Here is a 22968-nt window from a genome sequence, read left to right as displayed (position 1 = left end):
TGTCGGCCATTTTACAGCCTATCGTTAAATAATTCGAAAGCTATCCGCCCATTCAGGCCGTTTCCACGCGAAAGAGTGTCCCATCATCCCTGTAGTAATAGGCAATTTCATCCGTTATTGTACTTAATCTGACGGATTTGTCCGTGAATTTCTCGATAATTCCGCGGTCTACTTCGCAGTAAACACCGTCAGCGTCCGTTTGCAGCACGGAAACCGTCGTTTGGGATAACGCTGCGGCAAATAGATCCGCGTCAGACTCCAACATCCTATGCATGGGCGTCGACCTCACCTTCGGCTAGGTCAGTTGCGACCGGCTGCTTACAATAAAACTAGTAATGTATGAATGGCAAAAGCAGCTTAGAACGTTATTACTAGTCCTAAGCCGCTTCTGCTTTTAGAATCTTATTTAAAGTGCCCCTTCGGCTTTTTGCCGCTCCATCGTTCGTCGACCTTCTCGCTGGCTGACTGGTATCTGGCATCTACACTTAGCCGGTAGAGATTGGTCGTATTCTCCAGCGAACAGTGCATCAAAAACATGCCGAATATCAGCACATCCCCAGCCTGAAATTCCGTTGTCGCCCACTGACCGCCAAACTTCTCTGTAATGACAAGCGGGTCATCGGTATAGTGGCCGATTCCATCGCGATCCGAGTCTTTGGAGCCATACGATTGTTTCAACGATTCGAAACGGTGGGAACCTAGGCAAATAGCCAGTCCACCCATCTCATACGATACGTCTCCCAGAGGCGACCATACGGTGTAAACGTTCTGAGTTCCTCTCCCCATATACACAATATCGTAATGAGCTCCCGTAAAATCGCCTTTGCCTACGGCGCGGAGCCATTTGTAATGATACGTAAGCGACTGCTCGGCAAGGAATTCATCGAAAAAGCCCATGATATGTTCGCCATTCAATACATTCAACAGCGCGGGCAGATCTTCATTCGTTCCTCCCATGAAAATGGTTTTGCTGCCGTCGGCCATGACGCCTTCTTCCAGCTGTGTATCCCGGTCCAGCTTGCCCATCCGTTCCATTTTTTCTAAAATGCTCGTTCGGGCCTGAAGCACTTTATCCCGGTCATGAAATCCGCGGATCAGCAAATATCCGTCTTCCTCCATCCGCTCCCGCAGCGCCTGCTTATCATGCATAATATCGTTGGAGCTTCTAAGCTCCGTCAACTGCTTGCCATCCATCTCTAATTCGCGATTTCCTACTTTCACCATCATGATTACATACACTCCTTTATGTGTGGCATCTGATTTAAGTGTAAGCGGAAAACACGCTTTCATCCATGGATTCAAGTTGCTATTACATGTATAATTGTACGTGTAGGAATCACATTTTATAGTCAATACTTCAAATTCAATGTACCACAGAACATTTTTCAAGGAGATAAGCAGCATGTCCTATATGAATATCCCGTACGGTTTAGATAGAGAACCTATTCCGCTTCCGCAATTTATTTCCATTTGGAAAGTTCAGGCAAACGACACCTACAACATCAGCAAGGGGAAAGGGTTTGATGTTCCAGGTCTGTTTATTACCTACGAAGGGAAAGGTATTCTTTCTCAAGGGGAGCAGCATCACGAATTGCACGCAGGCACCTGTTTTTTCGTCCAAGAGGCGATTCCTTCTACGTACAGATGCCAAAATAACGATTGGAAGTTTTATTTTCTTGACTTCAGCTCCTTGGATGTCATGCCCTTCCTGCAGCTGCCTGTCGGCCGTGTAATAGCAACGGGGAAAGTGGCGGATGCCATTCAATTGTGTGAACGTATGATCGATACGTTGATTGCCGAACCTTTTGGCTACGCCTATTCAGCGAATATGATCCTGCAAGAATTGCTGCTCCTTTTCGCTAAAGAGCATTCGGCAGCCCCTTCCTCCCGCCATACCGAGCTCAACAACATATTAATCTATATTCATCGAAATATGAACAAAGCCATTCGGATCGAAGAGCTCATCGCACAAAGCGGCTTGTCGCGAACAACGTTCTTCTCCCGCTTCCGCTCGATAACGGGCCAATCTCCCAGCGATTACATCTTGAATCTAAAGCTCGAATCGGCCAAAGTATCTCTGGAAACGACGAACGTTTCCCTTAAGGAAATTGCCGCCCACTTGCAATTTTATGATGAATTTCACTTTTCCAAATTGTTTAAACGGAAGTATGGTTTGTCCCCCAGCGCATTCCGCCGTCTAAAAGACTAATCACGGGATTGCATTTTGCAGATAACGGCTTCAATTACCATTTTCATCCAATCACCCTCCCCCTATAAGTGCTAGGTGAAACGCCAAAGTATTTGGTAAACGAGCGGGTAAAGGAATATAGCTCCGGATATCCGAGCGATAAAGCGATTTCCGTTACGGATAAAGCTGTCTCTCTCAGCAAGCTTGCCCCTTTTTCCAGCTTTATTTTCTGCAAATACTGCTGCGGCGACACCCCGAATTGCTTGCGGAACGAAGTGAACAGATGAGAGCGATGAACGCCGACTAAACGGGCGGCATCTTCAATTCGAATTTGTTCTGTCGCATGCAAATCCAAATAATCCTTCACATCGTCAAGCCAGCCTGCCTTTCTTGCCGGTGCTGAACGTATGGTTGCGTTCATCATTTTCCAAAACAAATCATACAGTAAACTTTGCTCACGAAAAGCATCTTTTTCCGGCCGGCTAACCGCTTCGAGTATACTCCGCAAGGCGCTTACGATTTCATTATTTACGATCTCTTTCAACCAAAACGTCTCCGTAGTGAGTCCAAGTTGCGCTGTTAGGTAAGGAAGCTGATTGCCTTCCATGGCCAGCCAGACCATTTTTAGCGGTTTCGCCTCCGAATGCTGGACCATTTCATAGGTGTAAGACCGATGGGGAAATAGGCAGAACAGATCGCCTTTCGAGAGCACAATCGTCTGATTATTTGTGGAAACCTTGACCTTCCCCTGCATGATCCAATGGAAGCTTGTCTGGTTAATGACTTTCGGGCCTGCCACATAATTGGGCTTTGCTTCATTCTGCCCCGCCCTTACAATCCAGCAGCCTCCCGCTGTTTGCACAGGCTGCGGCAGCGAAAACCAGTAATCCGCATATTCCAGCGTATATTCTTGCACGGCTCCTCACCCTTTCCCTATATCCAACATAATGACAAACTTAAAACATTATGTCATTTTGATATAACCTTATCCCGCTTATACTTAAATCAAATATCCCTATCTACATATTAGAAAGGAGAAAACACTTTGAAAAGACCTAATATCCTTTTGATCACGAGCGATCAGCAGCACTGGGACACCTTGGGTGCTTTTAATTCTGAGCTTTCCACGCCCAATCTGGATCGGTTGGTGCAGGAAGGCACAACCTTTACACGCGCATACTGCCCGAATCCGACTTGTACGCCTACCCGCGCTTCCATCATTACCGGTATGCACCCAAGTCAACATGGGGCTTGGACACTCGGCACCAAGCTGCTCGAAGACCGCCATACGGTCGGTGAAGATTTCAAGGCAGCCGCTTATCGCACCGCTTTAGTCGGCAAAGCGCATTTCCAGCCGCTGCGTGAAACCGAAACCTACACTTCGCTTGAATCTGTGCCGCTTATGCAGGACCTTGATTTCTGGAAGTCATTCGATCAAGATTTCTATGGATTCGAGCATGTGGAGCTGGCCCGCAATCATACGAACGAAGCGCTTGTTGGACAACATTACGCAATTTGGATGGAGGAAAAAGGATGCACGAACTGGAGGGATTATTTCCTTGCGCCTACAGGTACGATGGACCCTTCCAAGCTCCACCATTGGGAAATTCCGGAGGAGTACCATTACAACACTTGGATCGCCGAAAGAACGAACGCGCTGCTGCAGCAGTACAAGGAATCCGATGATAATTTCTTCTTGTGGTCCAGCTTTTTTGACCCTCACCCGGATTATCTGGTCCCGGCTCCGTGGGATACGATGTATGACCCGGATCAACTGACGATACCGACCGTCACACCTGGTGAGCATGACCGGAATCCGCCACACTTCGGATTAACCCAAGAGGCGGAGCCTGATTTTTCCCATTTGCGGGAGAGCGGATTTGGCATACATGGGTATCATTCCCACACGAAGCTGCCTGAAAGTGAGCGCAAGCAATTAGTTGCAACCTACTACGGAATGATTAGTTGTATGGATAAATATATTGGCCGGATCTTAGACCGGCTGGAAGAGCTTGGTCTCGCCGACAACACCATCGTGGTGTTTACAACCGATCATGGACACTTTTTTGGTCAGCACGGTTTGCAATATAAAGGTGGCTTTCATTACGAGGATCTCATCAAGCTTCCCTTTATCGTTCGATATCCCGGACAGGTGCCTGCGGGACAAACGTCAACGGCCATCCAGTCGCTCGTCGATTTGGCCCCCACTTTCCTCTCCATGGCAGGCATCTCTATTCCTCACCATATGACGGGGGTTGATCAAAGCCAGGTATGGACGGGGAAAGCTGGTAAGGCCCGCAATCATGCCGTCTGCGAATTCCGCCATGAGCCCACGACCATTCATCAGAAGACGTATGTCGGCGAGCGATACAAAATCACCGTATATTATAATCAAACTTACGGTGAAATCTTTGATCTGCACGAAGATCCGGGCGAAATTCGGAATCTGTGGAACGATCCTGAACACGCTGCGCTCAAATCGGAGCTGCTGTTGTGCTATATTTGGGCCGAGCTGGGCAAAGAATCGATGCCGATGCCGCGTATCTGGGGTGCATAGGGAAGTCACCTTACATTGAAAAGGCTGCCTAACCGCTTATATCAAGCGAAGGCAGCCTTTGATTTCAACAAAACTAATTGTCATGCCATAACGTTCTTAAGTTATTCATGCCGATCCGTGAACCCAATTCGCAATCTTCCATGCCTTCGAACTCCACGGTTACATAGCCGTCATAGCCCGAGTTTTTGATCAGCTTGACGATCTCTCTGATCTCGATGTCGCCATGGCCGACGATTGCGCCTCTTAAATAGTTGCCGTTCGCAGTCCGGAACCAATTGCCTTCACCCGGATCTTGATAATACGGTCTGAAATAAAAATCTTTAAAGTGGATCAAAGAAGCGTAAGGCAAGTTTTTGCGAACGCCGACAAGCGGAGCTTCGTCCACGCACATAAAATTGCCAACATCCAGTGTCGTTTTAAAATTAGGCCGGTTCACCTCAAACAGCACACGCTGCACACGGTCGCTAGCTTGAACGGAAAAACCGTGATTTTCAATCGTAGTCGTAATGCCGTATTCCGCCGCGTAGTCGGCAATCGTCTGACTGCCGCGAACGATGAGCGGTAAGCTGTTCTCAAAGTATTGGATGGTCATTTTCTCCGGAGGCAGTGTAAAAGCTGTGACATCATGGCGCATATGCCGCATGCCTAATCGATGCACAAGATCAACGTGCTGCTTGACGCGATCCATCTCCGCTTCGAACTCCGCCTCCGTCTCCTGTACAAAATTGGCGGGAATCGAGTAGTTCGACAGTTCAATGCCGATCGAAGTGGCCTTCTCCCTGAGCGCATCCGCCAGTTCCAAGTTATCCACCAGCGTATAGCCGTAAGGTACAAGCTCCAGATGCTCGCCGCCGTTATCTTTCACCCACTGAACAGCATCCAGAATGGTCATTTTTCCTGATTTCAACGCTTGCAGCAAACTGTACGAACTCAGCCCGATTTTCATCTTCATACCTCCAGATATTTATTTACTTTTATTTATATTGCTTCGGGCTAACCCCCACATACTTTTTAAATATTCTTGAAAAATAGGTCCGTTCCATATAGCCCAATTTCAGCGCTATCATTTCAATATTGTGCTGTTTTTCTTTTAACAGGCCGCAGGCAATTTTCATTTTGAACCGATGATAATAATCAACGAAATTCACCCCTGTTTCCTGCTTGAAATACCTGGAGAAATAGCTCGGATTCAAAAACAAATAATCGGCGATATCCACCATCGAAATATTTTCAGATAAATGATCGGTAATATAACGGTCGATTTGCTGCAGTTTGGGCTTTTTGTCTATACGCGTATTGATTCTGACGGCAAGGAGCTCCATTAATTTATTATTGAGCAATTCAAGGCTCTCTTTCAGTCGCTTGCATCTCAGCAGACAGCTATGAAACGCCTCTTCGCTGTTCAGCTTGGCTTCCAATTCGATGAGGCGAATTCGATTCGAGCATGCTGCAAGAAACATCCCTGGCTCCACCCGCTCCTCCCGGGCGAAGGCTTCTAACGCGAGAAGTGACCGCGTGATATTGCTTGAATGGGAATCTCTAACGGACTCCGTGATCCGATCCCATTGTTCTACCAAGGAGTGATTAGCATTCCATAACGGGGCCTCTACTGATTTTATAAGTCCAAAGTCATCGTCCTCATAGAAAGAACACTTCTGCCACTGCTTCATAGCCTTGTAATTTGCTCTTATGCCCTCCACACCTTTAAAACTAACGCCATAATGAAGGAACACTTCCATCTTCAAATACTGTCTAATCAATTCCCGCAGCGACAATAAGTAGTCCTTAAACAAGGTTGTCGTATTCACGCTAAGGTTCGGCTGATAATTGCAGATACATATCATTTGACCTTCTTGATCCGCAAATAACGTCACCTGTTGCCGTGATTCCAAGGATAATTCATTGGCGATGTTCCCCGCAGCATATAAGAGCAGATTCAAATCCTCATATTTGTACTGTTTATGAACGTAAGCCCTATGAAAAGAGCCTATCGCCATAATAAAATGCGAGTGCTCCCAGTTTATGCCTAACCGCTTGCCATAGCTGAGCATTTCCGTAGCCGAGGAAGTTTTGAGTAGCTGCTGAAAATACATCTGCTTAAGCAAATCTTTATTTTTAATCAAGTCTTGTTTGTACACAATATCCTCTACTTGATTCTTAGCCTCGTTTAACAATTGAATAGCCTTACGCAGACTCACGCCCAACTGTTCCGTTGTTAATTCATCCTTAATTAAATAATCGACAGCATCCAATTGCACAGCTTTTCTGGCATAATGAAATTCTTCATGACATGTTAAAAAGACGACCTGAAGCTCAGGCTTGAGCGCTTTCATCTGAGCGACCAGCTCCAACCCATCCATCTGCGGCATGCCAATATCCGTAATAACCAAATCCAGATGGGTGTCATGGAAAATCTGCATGGCGCTTTCCCCGGAATGCGCAGTCGCAGCCAGCCGCAGCCCTAGCGATTCCCACATAATAAGTTTTGTTAAGTATTTGATCATCGGGACATCATCATCTACCAACATGACATTCAACATGCAGATCCCCCCGCATCTATTTTTTGGGTAAAGCCGAGTACAATCGTCAATCCTCCGAGCTCGCTCTGTGCACAAGTCATCGACGAGCTGCTGCCGTATGTCATTTTGAGGCGCTGAAGCACATTCCACAATCCTACCCGTTTGTAAGATTGCCATGCTTCTGCATCCGGTGAACTTTGCAGCTCCGCATTGAGCTGATTTTGTTGCTCGACGCTCATCCCTAACCCGTTATCGGAAATATGAATTTCCACCCAATCTTCATTCTGTTCTGCCTCAATAACGATCTTAGGCCGGTCAACGGCTTTTTTGAAGCCATGCACAAAAGCATTTTCCACAACAGGTTGGAGCAGCAGCTTCGGAAACTCCAGATTAGACAGCACCGGCGGAAGCGCAACGTCCAACTGAACCTCAATATCACTGCGCATCTGCATAATGTCCACATAATGAAATAAAAGCTTGCATTCATTCCCAAGACTGGTAGGTTCATTGAACTTCATATAGGCCCTTAGCAAGCTCATCAAAGAGTTGATTTTCTGACTATGGATCATCTCGTTGTCCAGTAGTAAATTGCATTTTATCGAGTTCAGCGTATTCATCAGAAAGTGGGGACGAATTTGCGAATAGAGCGCTTGAAGCTCCAATTCGCGCTTCTGTTCTTGCTCCTGCTCGTTTTCCCAAATAAGCTGGTTGATTTGGTCCAGCATGATGTTCAGTGTTCTGCCCAACTCTGAAATTTCATCTTTTCCGCGCTCTTCAAAGCGAATCCGCCGATTGCCGTTACCGAATTGCTCAACTCCGGCTTGCAGCTTGCGAATGGGGCGGTGAAGCCGCTTTGCAACGTACATCGAAATGAAGAAGAAGATGAGAAAAAAAGGGATGATCAGCCCCATCGTAATAAAAAACGTCTTCGTAATTTCACCGGTAACTTGAGACTCCGGCGTATCGCTGATGAGCTTCCAGCCCGAATATTGAATGGGGCTTTCATTCCTGATGTTATTTCTCATTGCAGCGTTGCTTCCATAGGAGACCTCTCGATTCCCCGCAATAAACTGGCCATACGCATCGAACAGTGCCAATTTCGAAGTTCCTAGCTGAGCGAACGCTTTCATAAAATAACGGTCAGGGATTGAAATAAACAATGTACCTAAAGGCTGAGCATCGTTTGGAGATTTGATCACCCTTGCGAGCAGATAGGAGCTATTGGTTAATACCGTTGTTGAATGGGTTGGAACAGTCCCAAGCCATTGCAGGATATTGGCCTTGGACATATCCACGCGCGATTTGACCGTTTCGTATTGCTGCCTAATAATTTCGGGGTCAGACCCTTGAATCTCACTGGACTGAACGATAAATCCTGCTTGATTCGACACATACATCAAAATATCCGGATTCATCGTTTTCACATCAATCAGGCCAAAAAAGTCTTTGATTTGCAGATACGTTTCATAATCATTGAAGCTCTCTATGCGTTTCATATTCGTAAAGATGCGCAGCTGTTTTCTAACGCTTTCATCTTGAACAAAAAAGTTGGAAGCATACGTCATATCGTCAACCGTTTTGGAAATATCTTTCGCGATGACCGTGAGCACCGTTTGATTGCTGAGAAAAATTTTCTCCTTCACATTCTTATGCGCTATTGAATAATTGAGAAAAGAGGCCACGACAGTCGGCAGCAAAATAAAACAGAGAAATGAGATTTGAATGCGTCGATAAAAAGAAAATCGAAAAAGCGAGTGTATGCTCATATGTACTCCTGTCATTTTGCATTTTGTTTGGCAATTTTACCCGATTCATCCATCATCCACTTCTGCGCTTCCTCAGCCGTCGTGTTGTCGAGCATAAATTTGCTAAAGCCTTTTTCCAGCACTCCCTTCAATTGATTGCCATAAGAAACGGAGACGGCAGGATCAAAATTCGTTTTTACCCGCTTATCAAAAATCGTTTCTTGCAATGTCGTGACATCGAGAACATCCGGTGCTTTGCCAAACAATCGCTCAACAATCGCTTTCGAATCCGCTTTCTTATATCCGGACAATTCGAGCCTGGCCTCTTGCTCTGTCGTCATATAACGAATGAAATCGTAAGCTTCCTGCTTATGTTTGGAGCCCGCTGCAATAGAAACATAAGATCCGCCGATATTCGTAATGCCTAGTTCTCCATTTTTGGATGAGCGAGGCAGCGGTGCAATGACGGATCTAAATGTGTGCGGATATTTCTCCTTATTCATCACATTATCCAGCATGTATGGCGCCGTAGCCAGCATAGCTGCTTTCCCGTTCAAAAACTCCGTTATGTAGCTAAGTTTTGCCCCGACAATATCGGCTAAAGGTTTAACGGACTTATCCTCTTTCTCCATGGCACGCCGCAGATTAAAGAAATAGGCAAAAGAAGGATCATTAAAACCAGGCTTCAGATCACCCGTCAAGTAGGGGCTCTTGAGGTCCGAATACGCAATTAGGTTCGCGTACTCACCCCAAGTGTGGAAGTAAGTGCCATATCGTTTATCGATGCCTTCGCCTTTCGAAAGCTTTTTCGCGTATTCCCGGAAATCGTCCCACGTCCAATCGAAAGTTGGCAGCGAGAGATTGGCTTCCTTCAGCGCATCCTCATTAATCAGTACAAAGTAAGGGCTTGAAGTCAGCATCGTCGCATAATATTTTTCGTTCAACTTAGGATTAATGTAATAGTCCTCTTCCGGATTAACATGCCCATTGGCATAAAACTCATCAAGCGGAGCAAGGACGCCTGCCGCTGCTCTTGCCAACGTTTCATCGATATTGCCGTACTCCAGGACATCGACCTCTTCGCCGGAAGACATCAATACATCCATTTTCTTCATGCTCTCCACAGAATTGCCGGGTACTAAGGACACATTCTGTACCGTAATGTTCGGATACTTGGCATGAAAAGCATCGATCATCTTTTGCCGCGCGGTTTGATTGGATTCATTGTCCCATGTGTAAAATTTAAGGATTACTGGCTTTGCGCCTGCTGCTGCCGCAGATTCTGCAGTTCCTTTATCCGTACCTGCACTGCAAGCGCTTAAAAGTGACATAGTCAACAAAGCTCCGCTAACGAAAACTGCGCGTTTCTCTTTCATGTGACATCCCCCACTACGCTCAATGATAAATCCTTCATCCTTTGACTCCGCCAAGCGAAATGCCTTTGATTACTTGCTTTTGAAGAATGATAAAAACAATGACTAAAGGGAGAATGGCCGCAACAGAGGCCATCATCAACACCGCATAATTATCGGCAAATTCATTTTTAAAAAGCTGCAAGCCGAGCGGAATCGGATATAACCGTTCCGAAATCAGGAAGATCAGCGGATTCTGGTAATCATTCCAGACCCAAATAAACTTCATAATCGCCACCGTCGCCAAAATCGGTTTGGATAACGGCAAAATGATTTGTATATATATTTTAACATATCCGGCCCCGTCAATCTTTGCCGCTTCAAGAAATTCACGATGAATGGAGACCATAAACTGTCTAAGTAAGAATGTAAAATACGTCGTCGAGAACATCCCCATTAGCATTAATCCAGCATGTGTGTTGTACAAATGCAGCCATGTAAGCAGCAGGTAGCGTGGCACCAGGGTCGATTCGGAAGGGATAATCATCAACGAAAGTAATGTGGCAAAAGCCATATTACGGCCACGGAATTGCAATTTTGCAAACGCGTAAGCTGCCATAGATGCGAAAATCAACGTTGCCAGCGTAATCGTTAGAGCCAGCTTGAAGGAGTTATAATAAAATAAGGTGAACGGAACGCTGCCCAACCAAACTTCCCGGAAGTTGTTGATCAAATTCCATTTAACTGGAATCCACTGAATCGGAAAAACCATGACATCCTTCTCATACTTAGCGGCTGCCGAAAGCATCCAAAGCAGCGGCATAAGAAATACAAACGACAACAGTCCCATCAACAACGTCGTGGTCCACTTTGATATAGGTGATTTATTCGATAACAACCAAGCCTCTCCTTCCCGCTACTCGTAAGCGGAGTGCCTCTGCAGTTTATATGTCATCCAAGTGACGCCACCGATCACCAGGAATAATGCCCAAGAAATCGCTGAAGCGTAGCCCATCCTGAAATTTTGAAAACCTTCTTCATAGATCCGGTACACAAGCACAGTTGATGAATCGTTCGGCCCCCCGCCTGTCAGAAAAGCGATTAAATCAAACACTTTAAAAGATGACATCAGTGTCGTAATCAACAAGAAGGAGGTTGTCGGAGCAAGCAATGGCACTGTGATCCGGAACAATTGCTGCAAGAACGAGGCGCCGTCCATATTCGCAGCTTCATACAGCTCATCCGGGATCTGCGTCAATCCGGCAATAAAAATAATAATTTGATAACCAAGGGCAGCCCAAATCGCGATAATCATGACGGATGTTAAGGAAAAGTGCGTATCCGCCAGCCATTTCGGAGGATCCATAACCCCCAACCGGATCAAGAACTGATTGATCGGACCAAGGGATGGATGATACAAAGCGCTCCAAATTGCACCAAGCGCCGTTATCGAAGAAATATAAGGGATGAAAAAAGCAATCTTAAAATAACTTTGACCAAACACTCTGGCATGAATAAGAACTGACAAGATCAAAGCAAGAAAAAGACCTATAGGCACTGTAATTGCCGTATACGTTAAATTGTTCTTTAAGGCTATGTAAAACTTATCGTCCTCAACCAGCATTTTAAAATTATCCAATCCCACTAGCTTTATACTTGATAAACCCCCGACTAAATTCCATTGGCAAAAGCTTAAAAACAGGGAGAATATGACCGGAAATACGCCAAGCACCAGCATACAAAGAAATACGGGCGAAAGAAATAACCATCCCGCTAGCGCTTCTTTTCTGGACTGGTTCCAAAACATGCCGTTCACCTCTATATGGGTAGATTGTATAAATCTACTATATAGCTTTTTCAATTTCACTTATGAATCTCATATTTTACTGATTTGTGTACTATTTTTACCTTTCACTAATCAGTATGGACATTGGAACACAAAGAGGCCGCCCTCAAGGTTGATTTACCTTTGAGACAGCCTCCATGTTCAGTACCTCTTTAGAGCCATTCCCATTTTCTTAGTGCTTCCAAATCTCCTGCGCTACGGCTGCAAGGTCTTGGACATCCACAACATTGTCTCCGTTGACATCAGCAATTTTGAACAGATCCCAATCCGCATCCGCCGAAGTTTTGCCATAAGCGGCTGCCACAACACCCAGATCGCCGATGCTGAATTTGCCGTCGCCATTCGTATCGTAAGGTGATTTGTCCACAACGTCGAACGTCACGCTATACGATGCGCCGTTCAATGAAGTTTCCGCGCCTGTACCGTCAGCTATCGTCACCTGAGTTAAAGTTACGTCTGTGACGTTCGCTGGAGTCGATTTGGCGCGAAATTTAAGGCTTAACCAATTTTCGTTGGCCTGATGGTTCGCTCCTACGTTCACAGAAAGCAGATGAACTTCACCGTCATGGACCGACTTTCCGACCACCAGGAAGCCTTCCTGAAGAGAATCGGCCGAGACAAAATCCAACAGGCCGGGATCATACTTGAATGTCAGATCCTGCGCATATACATTTTGAATGACTCCGCTCAGACCATAGGCAATATCAAATACCTGACCCGGAGTTACCTTAGCGGCAGTGCTCGTTAAGAGAACCCTCTCGCCGCTAAGTTCATTAAATACGTTGAGTTCATAGATCGACCACCAGAATGTTTTTGGGCTTCCCGTTGCAACAATTTTGATATATCGCGCAGTTTGCTGAGGAAATTCCACTACAAGGGTACCTGGATTGCCATTTCCTCTCCCTACAGGATCAGACCAATGGATACCGTCCTCGGACAGCCGTATCTCGTAGCTTCCCGGGAAGTCTGTCGCATTGCCGTCCATGACCATTTTATTAAAAGCAACTTTTGCCCCCATATCCAACATAAACCATTGGCCTGGACTGATCCCTGTGCCTGATGTCCATCTTGTTTCTATATTTCCGTCAAAAGCCAAGTCTGTGGTTACCGTCGGATGTGTATCAAACGCCGTTGCTTTCCAGCCATCTCGCGATATCATGGCAGGATTGCTCTTGGCCTCTATTTCATCAGACATGACCGAAACGTTCCCGCTCGCATCCACGGCTGCAACACGGTATTTGTACTTCGCGTTATTGACAACACCCTTATCTACAAAGTATTCGTCCCTCGTTCTAGCGATTTCTTGACCATCCCGGTACACGATGTAGCCCGTAACCCCTACATTATCAACCGCGCCCGGCCAACCTACTTTGATCATACCGTTGTAGCCTGTATAGAACAGATACTCAGGTGGATTCGGGGCTTCCGTATCCACATATGGATGATTGAAAACATAGAGTTCGTTAATACACCACCAGTTGCCGGTTGCGGTGCCCGTTTGAACGATTTTGACATATCGGCTATGCTGCGCAGGGAATTTTATGGTCGTATACTCGTTTGTGCCCGTACCGGTTATCAAGGGCTCTCCCCAGTTTACACCGTCATTCGATACATACACTTTGTATCCCCGGGCAAAATCGTTTCCTTTTGTATACATCAACAGGGTGCTGAAATCCGTGGCTTTACCGAAATCAAGAGTAAACCATTGATTATCCGGACTCTGCATTTTACCTGATGACCACCTTGTATCCGGATCTCCATCGATTGCGTTAGAGAAATATTCTCTGTCCACAATATAAGAGAACCCATTAGCCTGCCAACCTGTATTTGCCAAGGGGGGTGAGAGGATCGATCCGACAACAGCTACGGTCCCTAATCCCACTGCATTGCCCGTTGAGGCTGTATTCCGATTTCCGGTTGCTGCAACCCGGATATGGTGAACACCGTCCGCTAAAGTCCCCGTGTCGTACAGCATGGAATTAGCCGAAAATTGTTTCTGGTAGAGATCCACTTCGACCGGCGGCTGATCATCCACATATACCTTTGCTGTCCCCATGCTGCTGCCTTTAGGCCCAAACAGTCTTGTATTTACGCCATCAAACCAGAAATCAAAGGAATCGGCCGCTTGGCTTGTCATTCTGCCGTTTTCTTCCGTTGTCCAGCCCGAACCGCGATACGTAATACGGGCATCATCAAAGCCGCCCATCACCACCTGCGGAGTCGTCAGAACAAACGAGTAATCTTTCGCCATGAAATTTCCGTATTCGTCTGAAAAAGCGTCTTTCGGAATCGTAACCGTATACGCCTTTCCATAATCCAACGCTGTTTCAGGCTGCAGGGAAAGCTGCGTCTTATTTAAGTTATAGCTGTAAGGAATCGTATTTTCTCCATCTGATATAGCAACACCGTTTACAGGATTGCCCGCCTTCATGACCTCTGAGTAATAGACGTTGATATTGTCCGTTACATTCGCGATCATTTTATGGTCTGAGGGCGATGTTGCATTTATTAGCGGAGCTGTAGTATCGATGAAGCCCATCCCCCCTGATAAAACAACCTTATCCAGACTTACACGCTGTTCATTGGCAACGAAACTAATTTGATTGAGACCTGTGCGCAGACTTACAACCGGAGATTGTTCAAACCTCCATTTCGACCAGCCGCCCGTCGGCGGAAGCGTATAAGTAGCTGCTTTCACCCCATTGATATATAAGTCACTAGGGGCTGGCGTCTGATTGCCATTGGCATAGTACAAAGACAGTCTGTAGCTGTTAAAGGTGGGCGCCAAGATATCCATTGTAACCGTACTCCCACTGTTCAATAAATCCACATAGCCGGTACCCGTAAAATTCGGACTTTTGGATGCAACTTGGCTCTCGGACAATTCCGTCGCCTTTTCAAGCTGGTAGACGTCGCCATCCTCCGATTCCTCAGGAGGCGGGACATCACCGTCGTCCGATGCGCTTTTCGGAGGTGCCGGAGTCGTTCGGTTAATGGTCTGCACGATCATTTTATCTATGTTTAAACCAGGAGTCGCATCGGTGGCGTTCAAACGGATTTCATTCTCGCCGGCATGTAAAGTAACATCGATACTGTCGTAGTTCCAAACATTTTCCCATCGGGTATTCTGGAAATCATAATCACCGGCTTTATTTCCATTCACCATTAATGCGGTTATTTTATTCGGTCCAAAATAGTTGGAAACCGTGCCGCCATTGTACCCGGCATTGGAATAACGGAATATAATGGAATATTCCCCCGCTTTGTCCACATTTACATGCCATGTGGCGCTGCTGTCTACCCCGCCCAGCTTGATAAAGGTCGTATCCGCGCTGTCAACCTCCTGATTCGAGGCGATTGCGGCGTTGATCAGCTCGCTTGCGCTTTCAGCCTGTATCACTTTATAGTCGGGATCCGGCAAAGTGTCCTCTGTCAATGTAAAGGTTCCTTTTTGTCTGATATCGTCCGAGGAGCTGCCAACCCATGCTTCAAAATCCCCATGCTTGGCCATGAAAGAATGCGTATTGACATCCCAGAAACTTAAGGACTTCGCATTGATATCGAAAGTAACCGTTTTCGTCTCGTTCCGAGGTACGCTTACTTTTTCAAACCCTTTCAGCTCTTTGACCGGACGATCGATCGCAGGGGCAACGTCATGAATATAGAGCTGCACAGCTTCCTTGCCGGCATAATTTCCGGTATTCGTTACGTCAACGCTTACCTGAATCGTGTCATTCCTGCCCATGGTATTCGAGATGAAACGCAGGTTGCTGTAGGTAAAATCGGTGTAGGACAAGCCGTGCCCAAAAGCAAATTCAGGCTCAATATTTTTCTTGTCGTTCCATTTGTATCCGACGTATACGCCTTCCTTGTACCATACATCGTCCCATTTCAGATCCCTTTGATCCGTACCATCGTGACCCGGAATGTAACCGGCGGTGTCTTTATAACGCTTGGGCCACGTGTTGGTCAGCTTGCCGGAAGGATTTACGTCGCCGAACAAAATATCGGCTATCGCGGCGCCGCCTTCCATGCCAGGGTAAAAAGATTGCAGCACGGCAGGAACCTTATCCACCCAGTCCCTAACCTCGAAGATCGAACCGCTGAGTACAACGATCGTTTTGCCCGGTTTTTTCTCCGCTACCGCTTGAATGAGCTGCAATTGATCCGCCGGAAAATCAAGGTTGCCTCTGTCGCCGTCTTCAGAGTCCGCAACGTTCGCATCCGTTATCGGCGTACTGTTCAATCCGGCAAATATTATGGCATAGTCGGATTGTTCAGCCGCAGCAACTGCATCCGCAATCGTTTTGTTCATATTGGCATCATTGTAAGCCGGGATTTTCAGTTTATTTCTTCCGCCCAGTTTCTTTTCCAATCCGGCTAGATTGGTAATCTGATAAGGTGGATTGGTCGCTCCGCTTCCTCCCAGACCGGGTCTGTAGAAATTATAATCCACATATTTGCCCAGAAGCGCGACCGATTGAACCCCGTTTCGATCCAGCGGCAGCACATGGCTGTCATTCTTGAGCAGAACGATACCTTCATCCGCGACCTGACGCGCAACCGCCTGATTGGCCGGCGTGTTGGATTCTCCCTTTTTCCTATCGGCTGCTTTGTAACCTGTCGCATCCACTTTATCCGTACTGATCATGGACTTCGTTAAATAGGCCGTACGAATAAACCGCTGTGCGGCTTCATCCACATATTTAGCATCCAACTGACCGGATCTCACGTAGTTTTCCAATTGTTTGAACGGACTTCCCCCGCTGTAAGGCATCGCCAGATCCAAGCCTGCTTTGGCAGCGATCACACCGGTCCTCGTATTGATCCAATCCGTCATAACAATGCCTCTAAGTCCGAAATCGTACTTCATCAGATTTGTCAGAATATAACGGTTATCGCTTGTGAATATCCCATTCATTCTGTTCGCCGCTGTCATTGCGGCCCACACGCCACCGTCCTCAACCGCAGACTGAAAGGCAGGAAGATAGAGTTCATGCATGGCTCTCTCACTCAAATTGGATGTCATAAAGTTTCTGTTTTTTTCCTGGTTGTTGGCCATCAAATGTTTGACGGTTGCCATCACCCCTTGACTCTGTACCCCTCTAATATAAGGCGTTGTTACATTCGCCGACATAAAAGGATCTTCACTGTAGTATTCAAAGGTCCTGCCGTTGGCCAGGTCACGATTGATATTGGTTCCAGGGCCCAAGAAATACTGCACATCTTTGTCGAGCGCTTCTTTACCGATAACTTCGCCAACTTTTTGTGTCAGGTCTCTGTTCCATGTTGAGGCAATAATCTGTCCGGAACCAAATGAGGTATGATTTCCGGCGGCATTGACACCCATAGGTCCATCAGACATATTCATGTATGACAAGCCCTTGCTTGGCAGTGACTTAGCTTGATTCCCAAACGTAGTGGACTGGCCTTCTTCTCCTACGACTCCGCCGAGAGCAAGTCGTGACCTGTCCCTTAACGTGAATTGCGCTAAGGACTGATTCACCCTGTCTTCCAAGCTAAGTTCAGACGTGTTTTTTTCCTCCGCATATGCGTATACAGATGTAACAGAGCTGAGGATCGTTATCATACCAAGCAACGTAACTCCCATTTTTTGCAGCATTGATTTTACACTCCTTTCAAAATGCGGCTATACGCGTACAAAAAACGGCCGCAAGTTCATTCTGACTTGCGGCCGCTCTTTTACTTTTGGGTTCAGCTAAAAATTATCCGAGAATCAATCTCGCCAATGCCGCCAAATCTAGGATGTCGATAACGCCATCGTTATTAATATCCGCTTTTTTATACAGATTCCAATTCGGATCGGCGGATGTTTTGCCATAGTAAGCAGCTACGACAGCTAAATCTCCAATACTGATTCTGTCATCCCCGTTCATATCTCCCGGCATCGCAAGATTGACAGAATTCTTAAACGCTTGCAGCGCACTGGTTAATTCTGTTGTCGCTTGTTCCAATTGCTGCTGGGTAACGGAACCATCATTCACGACGGATTGAGCCTTGTCGATCGCCGCTTGCAGAGCAGCTTTAGCCCCAACCGGATATTGGCCTGCATGCGTACCTTCAACAGCAGCATCGTGCTGAGCTTGAGCGTCTGCAATAAGAGCAATAAGTGCCTCTTTATTGAGAGGAGCTGCGATTTGCACGCTATATACCGTACCGGCAATATTCTTTTCCACGCCTTTTCCATCAGCGAAAACAACGTCTGACAGCGTTAATGTGGCCGGCACAGATGAGGATGATTTTGCTCTCATGTGAAGCGCCAGCAAATCACCGATGGCCTTGCGATCTCCTCCGACAATTGCAGCTAGGATTCTGACTTTGCCTGGATTTTTTGTTACATCCGATATGGCAACGATTTTCAAATCATCCAGCAAAGAATCTGCTGATACGAATTCCATTTGCTCCGGGTCATACGTAAAGGTTAAATCTTGTGCATATACGCTCTCAGTCACACCAGACACTCGGTAGGTGATATCAAACGCCTGACCCGCAGTAACGCTCGAAGGACCGGCTAACACGGTTTGTTCTTGAACATTGTAAATTTCTGCTTCTGCCAGTTGGAACCTATAGTAGATATCGTCATGCGGCATTGCTCCAAATTGTGTGACGACTACTCTCACATATCTGGCCTGTTCCGTATCAAAACTGTATCTCTGCGCTCCATCTTCCAAATTCGACTGCCCTCTGACTTGTTTCACGGTCTTGTATTCCCCGTTATCCAATTTCACTTGGATATCAAAATCAACCGGGAAGGAGGCAATTTTCCCATCCGTCGTCTTCGAATCCGTCCTCGGGTACAAAACGAGATTGTTGAAGGATTGCACGCTGCCCAAATCAATCTCAACCCAGATTGGATTTTTCGTTGCATCCGGTGAGGTGAACCCATTGCTGGAATATTTCAGATCCAAATTTCCGTCTGTCAAATTGGATATATTCCATGTCGGAGCGGCTGTATACGTATTATTACTGCTTGCTTTTTTACCTAAAGCCAAGTTAGCGCCGTTGGATACGAATATGGAAAGGGAAGATGAAAGCGTGACACCTTCGTAAGTGACTTCTGCAGTTATTTTGACATTACCGAATCCAACTGTTTTCAATTTACCTGCTGCATCTATAGTCGCCACATTTACATCACTACTTTTAAAGACGGTCTGAGCTTTAGCCAGATCTATGGCGACGCCATTCTCTTTTTTCGCGGTTACGTTCACTTGAGCCGTCTCGCCCACGATCATTTTCGTGTGATCGCTGCTTAAGCTGACAGAACTCAACGGACTTTCTGTAATCGTCAAAGTGGAAGTGAACGCATAGGTTCCGGATCCAACCTCATACACGGCTTTCCCGCCGTCCATCTTCACAAAACGGATACCTTCCGCTTCGCTAATGCTTTTCCCGCCTTCTTTAACCGTACCTTGATCATCCGTCGGTACATAGACCGTCGCTGTCGTATTCGTCGGAATCGTCACATTCAATTTGAAACTGTTTCCGTCGATATTCCAACCGCTGGCAATGGTACCGTAGATCGAGTCATATTCCGCTTTCGCATATTGGAATTCCCCGCCCACTGTCGGCTGAATGATCGTATGCTTGAATCCAGGTTGATCGGGATCAGCTTCAATTCCCGCCGCATAACGGAACATCCACTCACCTACGGAACCTAACGAATAGTGATTAAACGAATTCATTCCAATATCGCCGAAGCCGCCTTCTTTGGTATAGGAATTCCAGCGTTCCCAGATGGTCGTCGCACCGTTTTTAATGCTGTAGCCCCACGAAGGATACGTATCGTTCGTCAGCAAATGATACGCAACTTCGGAGTAGCCGGCCTTGGTGAGCACAGGAAGCAGGTAGCCTACACCTAAAAACCCTGTTGATAAATGCCAATCCCTACCTTTAATTTTGTCTACGAGATATTTAGCGGCCATCGGCTGTTTGTCCTCAGGAAGCAAATTCATTTGAAGCGCCAGCACATAGCTCGTTTGCGTATCGCCTTTAATGCGTCCGTCTTTAGCGACAAACTTTTGATTGAACGCTGCCTTAATATCGTTAAACAGAGCTTCATATTTTTGCGCATCCGCATCCTTGTTAACAGCCTTCGCCATTTTGGACAAAAGCAATGTACTATAAGCAAAATATGCCGTATTTACTACATCTGTAGGCGTATTATCATCCACGTTCAGCCAATCGCCGTAACCGCCTTCCGGCCGAATTAAACCGCTGCTGTTTTTCTTCAAATAATCAATCCATTTGACCATGGCGGGGTAGTTATCTTCAATGACGCGCTTATCGTTATACATTAAATATACTGTCCATGGAACAATAACCCCGGCATCCCCCCAAGCGTTGCTCCCTCTTCCAACGATCGAAACATAAGGTGCGACATCCGGGAATGCGCCGTCTGAACCTTGTCCGGACACCATGTCTCCCATGTATTTCTCAAAGAAAGTCATGGTGTTCATGTTGTAGCTTGCCGTCCTGGCAAAAATTTGCGCATCTCCAGACCACCCCATTCGCTCATCGCGCTGCGGACAATCTGTAGGAACGCTTAAAAAGTTTCCTTTTTGCCCCCAAACAATATTGCTGTAAAGCTGATTCACCATACTGTTCGATGTTTCAAATGATGCCGACGGCTCCGTATCCGAATGGACGACCACTCCCGTGATACTATCCAATGTCGGAACGCCCGGATATCCAGTGACTTCCACATACCGGAAACCATGGAACGTAAAATGAGGTTCATAAACCTCGTTGCCATCACCTTTAAGCGTATATTCATCCGTCTGCTTCGCTGTCCGCAAATTGGCTGTGTAAAGTGTGCCGTCATCGTTTAACATTTCACCGAAACGCATCTTCACTTTGGAGCCCGAAGGTCCGTTTACTTGCAGCCTGGCCCAACCAACCATATTTTGTCCTAAATCAAAGATATAGGCTCCGGGTGTCGGTTGAGTTATGGCTTTAGGTTTTAATTCCTGAGTCGCATGAACAGTCGGACCGATTTGCGCGATCAGTTTGCCTTTAAAATCATTCGCAGCTGCCGCCGCGATCCATTCTGTATCATTGTAACCAGGTTTATCCCATGATTGCATCTCATTCCGGGCATCATAAGCTTCTCCCATCAATAAATCCGATGTGAGGATCGGTCCTGCTGTCGAAATCTTCCAAGAGGAATCCGAAACGATCTGGTCTTTCGTCCCATCCTGATACTCGACATTCATTTGCAGCAGCAGTTCCGGCTTCTCGCCATAAACATGATCGCCAGCCATCGCCACATGCCCGGAATACCAACCATCTCCAAGCAAAGCTCCCAGCGCATTGCTGCCATTTTCGAGCATCCCGGTGACATCATAGGTTTGATATTGAACGAATTGATTGTAATCCGTCCAACCTGGGGATAAATGATCTACCCCGACACGCTTTCCGTTCATGCTTAGCTCGTATAAGCCTAAGGCAGTCGCGTACACAGTCGCTTTCTTCACAGGCTTGGTGATTTCGAATGCTTTACGAAGTTGAGGCACATGATTGACATTCTTCTTAAAAACAACATCATTTGACAAGTCCCCAAGCACTAATTGACCGTTTTCTATGTTCCCAGCGTCAAACACGTTCTTGGCCGGATCGGAAAAATCATCCGAAAACAGAATGTTTCCATCCGTATCTTTAATCATAATATTATCAAAGCTTGCGCGTTCGCTCGTTCTTGAATCCTTGTGCTCCCTAAAACCAATTTTGCCGAATGAAAAATGATTGTCAGTTAACGTATCAACAAGCTGCCCATTGAGATAGGTCGAAATTTGACTGCCGTTCACATTAATTGTCAAGTGATGCTGCGTGTTGAGTTCCTTGCCTTTAGGGATGATAGTAGAAATGTCGACTTCCTTCAGCACTTGACCGCCGGGATTAAAAATGTGCGGCCTGAATGTCATGTATGACTTTTCTTTCGTATTGATTTGCCACATGTAGAAATGCGAGGAATCCTGTCCGCCAAAAATAAATCCGGCAGCGTCCTGTAAGATCGTAAAATCGAGATCGATCGTATACTTGGATATGTTCGGCATTTGCTCTTTCGGGAGTGTAATCCATTTGGCCTGCCAATCTGTCCCCTTCAGTAAACCCATTTCCCACCAAGCTTGCACGCTCCAATCGGACACCTGGTCGTTCTTATCCCATACCCGTACTTTCCAGTAATAACGACTGCTGGATTGCAACGCTTGACCGGCATACTCCACGTTAGCGGATTGATCGGATACCACCTTTCCGCTATCCCACATATCTCCTTGATCCTGTGAGAGCAGCTCCGGAGTTGAAGCCACCAGCACTTGATAGGCGGTCTGCTTCTGCGACCGTGCGTCAGATCCCATTTGCCAACTCAGTCGTGGTTTTAACGTATCCAGACCCAGTGGATTGACAGCTTGCTCGGTTTTTAAATTCTTAACCCGGAACGTGCTGTCCGCAACATTAGCAGCGCTTGCAGCGTTAGGAGCATCGCTCTCATTGGCGAAAGTCGTCGCCGGCATTAACAAGGTAGGCAGTAAAGTTACGACTAGCAAAGATGATAGCGCTCTCTTTTTAACGTTTTTTTGCCTTTTAAGCTGGTTTGCCATGATTATTTTTACCTCCGTCATTCAATTTTCTTCCTTTCGAATGCCTCTTCGACATCTTGTATTTATTATAAAGTAATGGTTTTCCCACTGAATAGGCATCCAATCTTTGGAATGGGTGTATATTCTTTATCTCTTGATCCTA

Annotated in this window: 13 protein-coding genes; 2 read left to right on the top strand and 11 right to left on the bottom strand. The window is 46.4% G+C overall.

Features of this window, described 5'->3' with window-relative positions; translation table 11 throughout:
* Nucleotides 1-52 precede the first annotated feature (52 nt).
* Both GC097_RS29110 and GC097_RS29105 read right to left on the bottom strand, forming a co-directional pair.
* Nucleotides 53-274, bottom strand: a complete 222-nt coding sequence (locus tag GC097_RS29110) for a hypothetical protein (RefSeq protein ID WP_171686778.1) — start codon at nucleotides 272-274, stop codon at nucleotides 53-55.
* A gap of 128 nt (nucleotides 275-402) precedes the next feature.
* A complete protein-coding gene (locus tag GC097_RS29105; RefSeq protein ID WP_171686777.1) occupies nucleotides 403-1227 on the bottom strand; it encodes a phytanoyl-CoA dioxygenase family protein in 825 nt (274 codons plus the stop codon).
* Between the two features lie 175 nt (nucleotides 1228-1402).
* Here GC097_RS29105 and GC097_RS29100 point away from each other — a divergent pair, with 175 nt between their 5' ends.
* Nucleotides 1403-2209: a helix-turn-helix transcriptional regulator gene (locus GC097_RS29100; RefSeq protein WP_171686776.1), complete on the top strand. Its 807-nt coding sequence runs from the start codon at nucleotides 1403-1405 to the stop codon at nucleotides 2207-2209.
* A gap of 43 nt (nucleotides 2210-2252) precedes the next feature.
* On the opposite strand, the gene GC097_RS29095 is transcribed toward GC097_RS29100, so the two are convergent.
* Entirely contained in the window at nucleotides 2253-3104 is an 852-nt protein-coding gene (locus tag GC097_RS29095) for an AraC family transcriptional regulator (protein WP_171686775.1), read from the bottom strand.
* Between the two features lie 129 nt (nucleotides 3105-3233).
* Here GC097_RS29095 and GC097_RS29090 point away from each other — a divergent pair, with 129 nt between their 5' ends.
* Complete coding sequence (locus GC097_RS29090) at nucleotides 3234-4745, top strand: sulfatase family protein (protein ID WP_171686774.1); 1512 nt, start codon at nucleotides 3234-3236, stop codon at nucleotides 4743-4745.
* 73 nt (nucleotides 4746-4818) lie between these two features.
* On the opposite strand, the gene GC097_RS29085 is transcribed toward GC097_RS29090, so the two are convergent.
* From GC097_RS29085 to GC097_RS29050, 8 genes are all read right to left on the bottom strand, one after another.
* Nucleotides 4819-5691 (bottom strand): sugar phosphate isomerase/epimerase family protein, encoded by an 873-nt coding sequence (locus GC097_RS29085; RefSeq protein ID WP_171686773.1) that lies wholly within the window; start codon nucleotides 5689-5691, stop codon nucleotides 4819-4821.
* Nucleotides 5692-5719: 28 nt separating this feature from the next.
* Nucleotides 5720-7285 (bottom strand): response regulator transcription factor, encoded by a 1566-nt coding sequence (locus GC097_RS29080; RefSeq protein WP_171686772.1) that lies wholly within the window; start codon nucleotides 7283-7285, stop codon nucleotides 5720-5722.
* Complete coding sequence (locus tag GC097_RS29075) at nucleotides 7279-9030, bottom strand: sensor histidine kinase (protein ID WP_171686771.1); 1752 nt, start codon at nucleotides 9028-9030, stop codon at nucleotides 7279-7281. Before GC097_RS29075 ends, GC097_RS29080 begins: the two co-directional genes overlap by 7 nt.
* A gap of 11 nt (nucleotides 9031-9041) precedes the next feature.
* Nucleotides 9042-10385, bottom strand: coding sequence for an ABC transporter substrate-binding protein (locus GC097_RS29070; protein WP_171686770.1), 1344 nt, complete (start codon nucleotides 10383-10385; stop codon nucleotides 9042-9044).
* A 34-nt stretch (nucleotides 10386-10419) separates the two neighbouring features.
* Nucleotides 10420-11259 (bottom strand): carbohydrate ABC transporter permease, encoded by an 840-nt coding sequence (locus GC097_RS29065; protein ID WP_171686769.1) that lies wholly within the window; start codon nucleotides 11257-11259, stop codon nucleotides 10420-10422.
* A gap of 18 nt (nucleotides 11260-11277) precedes the next feature.
* The gene (locus tag GC097_RS29060) at nucleotides 11278-12168 is read right to left on the bottom strand and encodes a carbohydrate ABC transporter permease (protein ID WP_171686768.1); all 891 of its coding nucleotides are present in this window, start codon (nucleotides 12166-12168) and stop codon (nucleotides 11278-11280) included.
* Nucleotides 12169-12379: 211 nt separating this feature from the next.
* Complete coding sequence (locus GC097_RS29055; RefSeq protein WP_171686767.1) at nucleotides 12380-17830, bottom strand: glycoside hydrolase family 3 C-terminal domain-containing protein; 5451 nt, start codon at nucleotides 17828-17830, stop codon at nucleotides 12380-12382.
* Nucleotides 17831-17933: 103 nt separating this feature from the next.
* Nucleotides 17934-22826: a family 78 glycoside hydrolase catalytic domain gene (locus tag GC097_RS29050; RefSeq protein WP_171686766.1), complete on the bottom strand. Its 4893-nt coding sequence runs from the start codon at nucleotides 22824-22826 to the stop codon at nucleotides 17934-17936.
* Between the last annotated feature and the right edge of the window lie 142 nt (nucleotides 22827-22968).

It is taken from the genome of Paenibacillus planticolens (genome assembly GCF_013141725.1).
Taxonomy (GTDB): Bacteria; Bacillota; Bacilli; order Paenibacillales; family NBRC-103111; genus Paenibacillus_E; species Paenibacillus_E planticolens.
This window is presented reverse-complemented; position numbering and strand designations above follow the sequence as displayed.